General features: G+C 70.3%; 8 protein-coding genes and 1 pseudogene. All 9 read left to right on the top strand.

Annotated features, from left to right (window positions below; all coding sequences use genetic code 11):
• A pseudogene (locus B3587_RS15250) lies at positions 1 to 400 on the top strand (ATP-binding protein); the annotation flags it as partial.
• Positions 401 to 528: 128 nt separating this feature from the next.
• Positions 529 to 3,504 (top strand): hypothetical protein, encoded by a 2,976-nt coding sequence (locus B3587_RS15255; RefSeq protein ID WP_286793460.1) that lies wholly within the window; start codon positions 529 to 531, stop codon positions 3,502 to 3,504.
• Positions 3,505 to 3,642: 138 nt separating this feature from the next.
• Entirely contained in the window at positions 3,643 to 4,611 is a 969-nt protein-coding gene (locus B3587_RS15260; protein ID WP_286793459.1) for a DNA-processing protein DprA, read from the top strand.
• 90 nt (positions 4,612 to 4,701) lie between these two features.
• The gene (locus B3587_RS15265) at positions 4,702 to 5,262 is read left to right on the top strand and encodes a hypothetical protein (RefSeq protein ID WP_286793458.1); all 561 of its coding nucleotides are present in this window, start codon (positions 4,702 to 4,704) and stop codon (positions 5,260 to 5,262) included.
• Positions 5,259 to 7,055 (top strand): type IV secretory system conjugative DNA transfer family protein, encoded by a 1,797-nt coding sequence (locus B3587_RS15270; RefSeq protein WP_286793457.1) that lies wholly within the window; start codon positions 5,259 to 5,261, stop codon positions 7,053 to 7,055. Before B3587_RS15265 ends, B3587_RS15270 begins: the two co-directional genes overlap by 4 nt.
• A 50-nt stretch (positions 7,056 to 7,105) precedes the next feature.
• Positions 7,106 to 7,576, top strand: coding sequence for a single-stranded DNA-binding protein (locus B3587_RS15275; protein ID WP_286793456.1), 471 nt, complete (start codon positions 7,106 to 7,108; stop codon positions 7,574 to 7,576).
• A 13-nt stretch (positions 7,577 to 7,589) separates the two neighbouring features.
• Positions 7,590 to 8,201, top strand: coding sequence for a hypothetical protein (locus tag B3587_RS15280; RefSeq protein ID WP_286793455.1), 612 nt, complete (start codon positions 7,590 to 7,592; stop codon positions 8,199 to 8,201).
• Positions 8,182 to 8,397 (top strand): helix-turn-helix domain-containing protein, encoded by a 216-nt coding sequence (locus B3587_RS15285; protein WP_286793454.1) that lies wholly within the window; start codon positions 8,182 to 8,184, stop codon positions 8,395 to 8,397. Before B3587_RS15280 ends, B3587_RS15285 begins: the two co-directional genes overlap by 20 nt.
• A complete protein-coding gene (locus tag B3587_RS15290) occupies positions 8,390 to 9,580 on the top strand; it encodes a tyrosine-type recombinase/integrase (RefSeq protein ID WP_286793453.1) in 1,191 nt (396 codons plus the stop codon). Before B3587_RS15285 ends, B3587_RS15290 begins: the two co-directional genes overlap by 8 nt.
• The last annotated feature ends 290 nt before the right edge of the window (positions 9,581 to 9,870 follow it).

The following is a 9,870-nucleotide window of genomic DNA, read 5'->3' on the forward strand; positions in this document are numbered from 1 at the left end:
GCTCATCGGTGGATCGAGGCTAAGACGGATGGATGCCCAGTGGAGGCTCGCCCGCCACTTCGGGATCGCCAACATGCTGATCTTCCACAAGCTCTCCGACATCGACAACGTCGGCGATCAGGGCTCCGCGATGCGGGCGCTCGCCTCGTCCCTGCTGGCGAACGCGGAGACCAGGATCGTCTACCGCCAGGAAGCCGATCAGCTCGGCTCCACCGCGCTCGCCCTCGGGCTGACCGGCACCGAACAACACCTCCTCCCGAGCCTCGGCACGGGGCAAGGGCTCTGGCGCATCAAGGACCGCTCCTTCGTCGTCCAGCACCAGCTCCACCCCGCCGAGCTCGCCGCTTTCGACACGACCGGACGCATGAACGGGCAACTCCCGCAGGTTCACGAATCCTGAACCCCCGCGCGCTCAGGACTCGCTCGGGCGGGTGAGGCGGGGCGCACCTGCTGGCTGGACGGCTTTCTCGCCGTCCGTTCACCGAGCCAGGAGGACAGCTCATGTCTGCATCGCCACTATCCCCTCCCGTGAGCCGGACGCACCCGCCGGGCAGCCTGTGGCGTCACATCGCCCCGCTGCTGGTTGTCCTCCTCGTCGCCGCCGGCTCGATCGTCCTCGGCGCCTCCCCGGCGCACGCCGGCAGCCACGGCGCCGGATACGACGAAGGCCTCGGGTTCCTCGGCGCGTACAGCACGGATGTCGACGGGCGGCAGGCATACTGCATCGACCTCGGCGCCGCCGCCCCGTTCGGCCAGACCTCCGGGCCGCATACTGTGGGCTCGCTGGACTCGCTTTCGCGGCAGCAGCTCGCGGAGCTGAACTACGTCCTGGACAGGTGGGGGCAGTCGGGCGATCCGAATATCACCGCGGCAGTCGCCCTGTACGTGTGGTCGGTCGCCGACCCCGGCGTCTACAACAGCCACGGCATGTCGGGCGATGACTACTACGTCGCCCGCGCCCCGTCCGCGGTGCGAGGCACGATCCTCGGCAACCTCGCGGTGATGCGGCAGGAGGCCAGCGTGAACGCGGTCACTGACCCGTCGCTGACCCTGGCCCTGTCGATGTCGGACCAGTACGCCGGAACTCTGACCGTCGCCGCGCACCCCGCGTCGCTGCAGGGCACCGCGACGCTCACCGACGCGGTGTTCGCAGGCGAAGGTTCCTCCCGCACGGTCGGTGCCGGGCAGTACGGCATCACCGGCACCCCGGCGGACGGCGCTGCCTCGTACCGGATCGAGGCGTCGATGAGCGTGGCCGCCGCCGGGTACGGCGCAGCGGTCGACCTCTACACGACGCCGGGCGCGCAAAGGCTCATCGCGGCGGTCGCCGGTTCCTCCACCGGCCTGTCCGCGCAGGCGCAGACGCCGGTGATCGAGCTGGACTTCCAGCCCGAGGTTGGCACGCAGGTCGCCTCCCGGTTCGTGGCCGAGGGCGACGCCTTCGTGGACGAGCTGGCGGTCACGGTGACCGAAGGAATCTGGATCCGAGTTGGCGGTCAGCCGGTCGAGGTGACCGCGGTCGGCACCCTCTATGGGCCGTTCGATGAGCACCCCGTCGAGTCCGACGCCCCGCCGGCCGGCGCCCCGGTCGCCGGCACCGAGGAGGTCGTGCTGACCGGGCCGGGCTCCTACACGTCGCCGGGCACGATCACCGCCCCCGAGTCGGGGTTCTACACCTGGGTCTGGGCGATCGACAAGAACGCGCAGGGTGAGACGGGCAAGTATCTGACGGATTCGTTCACCGACAGGTTCGGGAGGGTCGCGGAGACCTCGGTGGTGCCGTTCCAGCCGCACGCGGTCTCAGAAGCTGACCAGCACCTTGCCGTGCCTGGCGACGCGCTGACCGACACGATCACCGTGTCCAGCTCGAACGGGGCATGGCTCAGGCGCGACGGGGCGTTCATCCCCGTCGTGTTCGAGGGCACCGCCTATCAGGTGCCCGGCACCCTGCCCCCGGCCCGGGACGGCGCCGTGCCCGCCGGCGCGGTGCCGCTGGGCGCGGTGACGGTCACGGCGGACGGCCCCGGCGTCTATACGTCGCCGGCGGTTGTCGCACCAACCGGCGGGTTCCTGACGTGGGTCTGGGAGGTGCGAAAGAGCACGCAGCCGGAGTGGGTGCGCGACTACCTCGCCGCCGATTTCACCGACGACTATGGCATCCCGGTGGAGACGACCTCCGTCCGCTGGCCGATCACCACGACCTCGCTGATGCGGGAGTACAACGTCCACCCCGCTGGGCGGGCGTTCGACACGGTGACGGTCACCGGGTTCCCGACCAACCACGGCGAGTTCACCGGCGACGGCTACTGGGACGCCGATCTCGACAAGCTCGTGCACACCGTGTACGGACCGTTCACCACCGACACCGGGCTCACCGATGACCTCGACCTCACCGGCGCCCCGGTGCTGACCTCGATCACGACGCCGGCTCGGAACGGGGTCTGGCGGCTTGGGTACACCGACGCGGATCGGATCACCCCGACCGAGCCCGGCTACTACGTCCTGGTCACCACCTTCGAGGGCGATGACCGCGTACAGCCCTACCAGTCGTCCCCGGCGGACGTGCTGGAACGCTTCTACGTCCCACCCACCCCGGAGGTCGAGCTACCGGTCACGGTCATCACCCAGGCCACCCCGGCGGCACTCGTCGGCGAGCCGTTCGGGGACACTGCACTCGTCCAGGGCTCGATCCCCGAAGGCGCCTCGCTCGTGTTCCGCACCTACGGACCCCAGCCCGCCGACCAGACCCCGGCGTGCGAGACGGCGTTCTTCGAGTCCGACCCGATCCCGGTCACCCGGCCCGGCGTCTACACCTCACCGACCACGACCGTCACAACGGCGGGGAACGTGTACTGGGTCGAGACCCTGTACGACGCCACCGGGGGCGTGCTCGTGGAAGGCGCCTGCGGGGCACCCGGCGAGACCACCGTCATCAGCGAGCAGCCCGAGACGTTGACGGTCACCACGACCGCGGTCGCGACGGTCGCCCTCGGCGAGCCCGCGCACGACGCCGCGAAGGTCACCGGGACCGTCCCCGACGGGACGACGCTGGTGTTCGAGGCGTACCGGCAGGACAGCGACAAGGCGACCTGCACCCCGGAAGAGCTCGTCTTTACCTCCGACGCCCAGACCGTCATGGGTCCAGGCGAGTACGTCTCCGAGGATGTGGTGTTCGAACAGGTCGGGACCTACTACTGGGTTGAGACGCTGCACGGCCCGGACGGCACGGTGCTGCACCATGGGTTGTGCGGGGCGCCCGATGAGACCACGACGATCACCCCGGTGATCGTCCCGCCCGGCAGCCCGGAGTTGCCACCCGGGCTCGCGCTGACCGGCGGTGGGGACTGGTTGCTGCCCGTCGGGATCGGCGCAGGGGTCTTCACCCTTGCCGGGCTCCTCACCCTCTGGTTCGGGCGGCGCCTAGCGCTCCACCGGGAACGCACCAGCTACGTCCGTGAGGAGGACCAGGACTTCCACGACCTCATGGACTCCACAAACCGCTGACCGGCGGCACCCCAACCACGGTCAGCTTTCCCAGGGAGGGCGCGAACCCTGGCCGGTTCGTGCCCTCCCACCTCGTCCGCCGCAGCTGGCGGGGTGGGCGGGTGCACCTCTCAGGCACAGCACCCGCAGGAGGCCCCCATGCCCGACACCCCCGACGACGCACGCCTGACCCTCGCGATCGCATCCGAGCCCGGCGACCGGATCACCGGCACACTCCTCGCCGCCGTCGGCGCCACCGAGACCCTCCGGCTGATCACCTCCGACACGCCGCTGCCGGGTGTCGTCGACCCGGTCGAGGGCGGCATCTGGCGGGGACGCCTTGCCCCGCGGCTCCCGGCGGCCGGCGGTGTCGACCGGGTGCGGGAGCACACCGACCGGCTCGGGCTCTGCCTCCTCACCCCGGGCGCTGCCGGGTGGCCCGAAGGGCTGTCCGATCTCGGCGTGCTCGCCCCGCTTGCCTTGTGGGCCAAGGGCGACATCGGGGTGCTGACCAGTTCGCTGGGATCCCGTGTCACGATCGTCGGTGCGCGCGCCGCGACAGGATACGGCGAGCACGTCGCCACCGAGTTCGCCACCGACCTGGCGGGGTTGCCGCGGGTGGTGGTGTCTGGTGGGGCGTATGGGATCGACGGCGCCGCGCACGGCGCCGCGCTCACCACCCGCCCCGGCTCCACCATCGCGGTCCTCGCAGGCGGCCTGGACCGCAACTACCCGGCCGGGCACCAAGAGCTTCTCTCCCGGGTCGCGGAGTCAGGTGCCGTGCTCTCCGAGCTGTCGCCGGGTGCGGCGCCGACGAGGTGGAGGTTTCTGCAGCGGGGCCGGCTGCTGGCCGCGATCTCCGCCGCGACCATCGTCGTGGAAGCCGGGTACCGGTCCGGGTCGCTGCACACCGCGGCCGAAGCCCACGCGCTCGGACGACCGGTCGGCGCGGTCCCCGGCCCGATCACCTCCGCGGCATCCGCGGGATGCCACCGGCTCTTGCACGAGAAGATCGCGACCGTCATCTCCAGCGCGAGCGATATCGCCGCTCTCACCGACCCGCCCGCACCGCCCGACGCACCGGCGCGCACGGCACCGGCCGCGAGTCCGCTCGCGTGGACCCTCTGACCGGGCGCCGACGGGCCGGGTGCACCTGCCGGACATGATCACCCCGCCGCGCACCGCCTGCCCCTCCATCGACTGCAGGGGTTGCTGCTGATGCCGCGCCCCCGATACCGGCGCGACACCGACACGCCCACCGGAGTGGAAGTGCCCGTGGTGCTGCCGCTGGTCGTGATGACCGTGACCAGCGATGACACCATGACCGTCACCGTCGACGGCGCCCCGTTCCTCCCGGCGCCGTTCGCGCCACCCTGGCAGCGCGGGTCATTCGCGACGATCCTCGACCAGCTCACCGCCGGCCATGCGACCCCGCTGCGGGTGGAGGTCCGTGAAGCCGACGGGGCCATGTTCACAGACATCATCACACCCACCCGCAAACGCACCCCACTGCCGCCGCCACCGGGAGCATCCGATGGGCTTGTCCGGGAGGCGGCTGCGCCTGTGCCGGCGGTCGGCGAGCTGGCCGTCCTGCACGGTGCGGGGTTCGTTCCCGGTGAGGATGTCGCTGTCGCGGTGATCATCGCCCACTCCGACGCCGCCCCGGACGGTACCGCCCGCGGCCTCCTCACCCGTGCGCAGCTGTCCGCGAGCCCCACGGGCGAGGTGATCCTGTTGGGCCGGGTCTCCGGAACCTTCACCGTCGGTCACCCGCAATGAGCGCACCGCGTCACGCCACCTCTCTCGGGGACGAGCTGTCCAACATCGGCATCGGCATCCTGATCGGCGCCGCGATCCTCGCTGGTATCCTTCGCGCCGCAGGGTCCATCGCCGCTTGGGCCACCGGCATCCCGCAACCCGCCGGAGGCATCGACGCGGGGCTCGTCGTGCTGCTGAACCCCGCGGACCCGGCCGCCGCGCTCGACGCCCCCGGCCTTCACCCCGTCGCGTACTGGGTCACCGCAGGCATACTCCTCGCCCTCGCCGGTGCTATCGGGTGGTCGGTGTGGCGGGCGCTGCGCGACCACGGCCGGCAGACAAAGGCGGACCCATACCGGATCGCGGGGATCGCTACCCGAGCCGACGTGACCCGGCACGCGTCCGCCGCCGCGCTGCTGCGCCGCGCCCGCCACCTGCGCCCCGCCCTCCCCCGCCCTCGACCGGAGGACGTCGGGTACCGGATCGGCACCTCTCGCGGGAGCGAGGTGTGGGCGTCGGTCGAAGACAGCATCCTGCTGATCGGCCCGCCCCGCTCCGGGAAAGGCGCGCACATCGTCATCAACACGATCCTCGACGCTCCCGGCGCCGTCATCACCACCAGCACCAGACCCGACAACCTCACCGCCACACTCCACGCCCGAGAGCGCATCGGGCCGGTCGCGGTGTTCGACCCGCAGCACCTCGCCGACTGCATCCCCGCCGGGCTCCGCTGGTCGCCGATCCGCGGATGCGAGGACCCGCTGACCGCGATGATTCGCGCCACCGGCCTCGCCGCCGGCACCGGCCTCTCCGCAGGCGGTGTCGAGGGTGGAGGGTTCTGGGAAGGCAAGACCCGCACCGCCCTCCAAGCCCTCCTCCACGCCGCAGCCCTTGACCACCGGCCACCCGCCGAACTGTTCCGGTGGACCCTCGACCCCGCAGCAGCAGCCGACGCCGTCGCGATCCTCACCACCCACCCCGGCGCCGCGACCGGATGGGCCGACTCGCTTCAGGCGATGATCGAATCCGACCCCAGAACCCGCGACTCCATCTGGCAAGGCGTGTCCCTCGCCCTCGCCGCCCTCGCCGACCCCCGCGTCCTCGACGCCGTCAGCCCCGGTGAGGGTGAGGGATTCGACCCGGAAGCGTTCCTCCACGCGAAAGGAACCCTCTACCTCCTCGCCACAGGAACCGGAGCGAACAACTCCGCCGCCCTGGTCGCCGCGTTCATGGAAGACCTCGTCGAAGCAGCCCGCCGCCTCGCCGCCCGCAGCCCCGGCGCACGCCTGGACCCACCCGTGCTCCTCGCCCTCGACGAAGTCGGGAACCTCGCGCCTTTGCCCTCACTGCCGACGTTGATGGCGGAGGGAGGCGGCACCGGGATCACGACCATGCCCGTGCTGCAATCGCTTGCCCAAGCGCGGGAGAAATGGTCGGAGAACGCCGCCTCCGCGATCTGGGACGCGTCGATCGTCAAGATCATCCTCGGCGGAGCATCCAACAGCCGCGACCTCCACGACCTCACCACCCTCATCGGGGAACGCGACGAGACCACCGACTCCACCACCATCGGCGACCACGGCACCCGATCCGCGCAGCGATCCATCCGCCGCGTCCCGATCATGCCACCCGGCACCATCCGCACCCTCCCGTTCGGCACCGCACTCGTACTCCTACGCTCCGCGCCACCCATCGTCACCAGGCTCCGCACCTGGACCACCCGACCCGACGCGAGACAGCTTCGCGTCGACCGCGACCGCGTCGAGGCGATACTGCGGTGTCCCCCGGCGGAAGGCACGAGCGCACCTGATTGACATGAGCGTCCCGGAGTGGGTCGCCGCCATTGCTTGGAGGGAGGGTCGTCATGGCGATCCGCACACAGGAGTCGTTCTCGGGGTTCATCGCTTCGGAACCGCAACTCAGCCAGACGTCGAGAGGCGAAGCACGGTTCTACTCCAGGGTCGGCCAGGAGCACTACCGGAAAGAGTCGGACGGGTCGTTCACGGAGCTGGAGACCACGTTCCACGACCTCGTCGCCTACCGCGCCACGGCCGAGCGCGCCCATGAGCGGTTCGCCAAGGGCGACAGCTTCGTCGCGGAAGGCTACACGCACACGTTCGAGGATGACCGTGACGGACGGGCCGGCGAGGAGTTCGTCGCCAAGAGGATCGGCCATGACATTGCGCGCACGCTCTACGACGTCGACCGCGTTCCCCGTTCCACCCGCAGTCCGCAACACGACGCGACAGCTGCCTCGGTGACACGAGGGGTCACCGACGACAACGCACCGCGACGGTCCTCACCGAGCCCCGCAGCCTCGGCGCCCGGGCTCTGAACGGAGAGGAGTCATGGCACCGATCGACCACGCCCCCGCACCGGACGAACCCGAACCCGCGCCGATACACATCGACGACGCCCGTGAGCGTGAGTCCGAGCTGCAGGTCGAGCCGCCACACCCGATCAACTGGAACCTCCTCGCCGCGGAGGAAGCCGAAGCTGAATGGCTGGAACTCAACCAGTGGGTCAACTGGCTCCGCAGAACCTACGGCCTGCCCGCCGCGGTGGTCCCTCCGTTGTGGCATCGTCACCCGGAACTCGTCTGGGAGCTGTCCGCCCTGCACCTGCACTGGCTCTGCGCCTACGACCCCGAGCAGAACGGCTCCGCGCCCCTGGGCTGGCACCGTGACTTCGCCGACGCCCGCCAGAGACTCCGCGACTGGACCGCGACATGCGGCAGCCGCCTGGACAAGGACCGGCCCACACGGCAGACGAGCTGGCCCGGCGAGGAGCCCGGCCCGCCCGTCGATGACCGGCCGATCACCGATCGCGACGGAGACTTCATCCAGTTCGTCCTCGATGATGTGACCGCTCGACGCCAGGCCGAGGAGGACTTCTATGCCGGTCTCGGGGTCGACCCGGACACCGGCGAGGTGCCGGGCGATGACGAGCCAGACACCTGACCGTGGCATCGGCGAGGTCGAGCCGTTGTGGTGTCCGAAAGACGCCGCCGAGTTTCTGAGCGTCTCCCAGGCCACGCTCTCGCGGTGGCGTCGCGAGAAGGTGGGGCCGCCGTTCGTGCAGGTCGGCGGTGTCTACCGCTACAGCCCCGTCACCGTGCGCGCCTGGGTGCGCGAGCAGGAGTCCGCGCATGGCTGACCCCCGCAATCATCGGATGCCGCCGGTTGGCGTCAAGCTCACCACCGACGTCGAGCGTCGCGTCGACGGGTTCCGCGCCCGCGTGAGGTGGACCGACCCTTCGACCAAGAAGCGCGTCGGCCGAGTGACCCACGTTCGCACCGCGGAGGAGGTCGAGGAGTTCTTCGAGCAGATGCGCGCCGCGACCGAGACCGGCAACGACACCACCGTCACCCTCGCCGACTACGCCGCCACGATCGGCGACAGGTGGCAGCGAGGCTTGGACCCCACCTCCACCGCCGAGCTGTACGACACCGGACTCCGGCTCCGCGTCCTGCCCGCGCTCGGACACATCCGGGTCGCGAAGATCACGGCCGGAATGATCGACCGCACCATCGATGGCTGGGAAGCAGAGCACTCCGCCTCCACCATCAAGAACTCCATCGCACCCCTGGTCCGGGTGCTCGACGAGGCCGTCCGTGACGACATCATCTCGATCAACCCCGCCAAGCACCGCGCCCGCCGCAACCTCGGCAAGCACGTCACCCACACCACAGGGGCACTCCGCCAGTACGCCCTCCCGGACCTTCCCACCTTGCAGAGACTCGCGACCGCGTGCGGGAAGGTGCACCAGTCGTATTCCGATCACGTCATGCTCGCAGCCCTCCTCGCCGCCCGCGGATCCGAGGTCGCAGGGCTCCGGGCCGGGGACGTGGACTGGGGCAACCGGATCGTGTGGATCAGACGACAGCACTACCCCGGCAAAGGCGGCCTCGTCATCAAACAGACCAAAGGCCGCAGAGACCGCCCCGTCCCGATGCTCGACGCCCTCGAACCCATCCTCGAACGCCTCACTAACGGCAAGGAGCCCGACGACCCGCTCCTGCGCGGGCCGCGTGGTGGCGTGCTCACCACCGCCACCGTCCGCGACGCCACCCACTGGGACGACCTCGTCGCAAAGCTCGGGTTCGACAACCTCACCCGACACGGCCTCCGTCACACCGGAGCGACCTGGATGGCCGACGCCGGCATCGCCCTGCACGTCCTCCAGGAGATCCTCGGGCACCAGTCGATCGAGACCACCAAGGGCTACCTGCACCCCGACCACCGACACCTCGCCGAAGCAGCCCGACAGGCCAACCAGTTCCTCTCCGCAACCCCCACCAGAAGGGACACCACCCGCCGCACCGGACCCCGCCTGTGACCGGCTTCAGAACCCCGCTCCGACCCTCCCGAAAGGGGCCGGAGCATCGCCCTGCGCGGATTCTGGTCCACTCCACGGGCACCTTCTGGTGCACTTCGCGGGCGACGACGCGAACCGGGATTGGTCCACTTCGACGGCGACCGGATCGAGCAGATCAAGCGAGTGGACCAGCCAGTGACCATCCCCAGAAACGACGAAGCCCTGGTGAAAGTTGCCTCTCACCAGGGCTTTTTGTCGGGATGACAGGATTTGAACCTGCGACCCCTTGACCCCCAGTCAAGTGCGCTACC

Origin of the sequence: Microbacterium sp. UBA837, from assembly GCF_002296025.1 — a bacterium.
Lineage (GTDB): Bacteria > Actinomycetota > Actinomycetes > Actinomycetales > Microbacteriaceae > Microbacterium.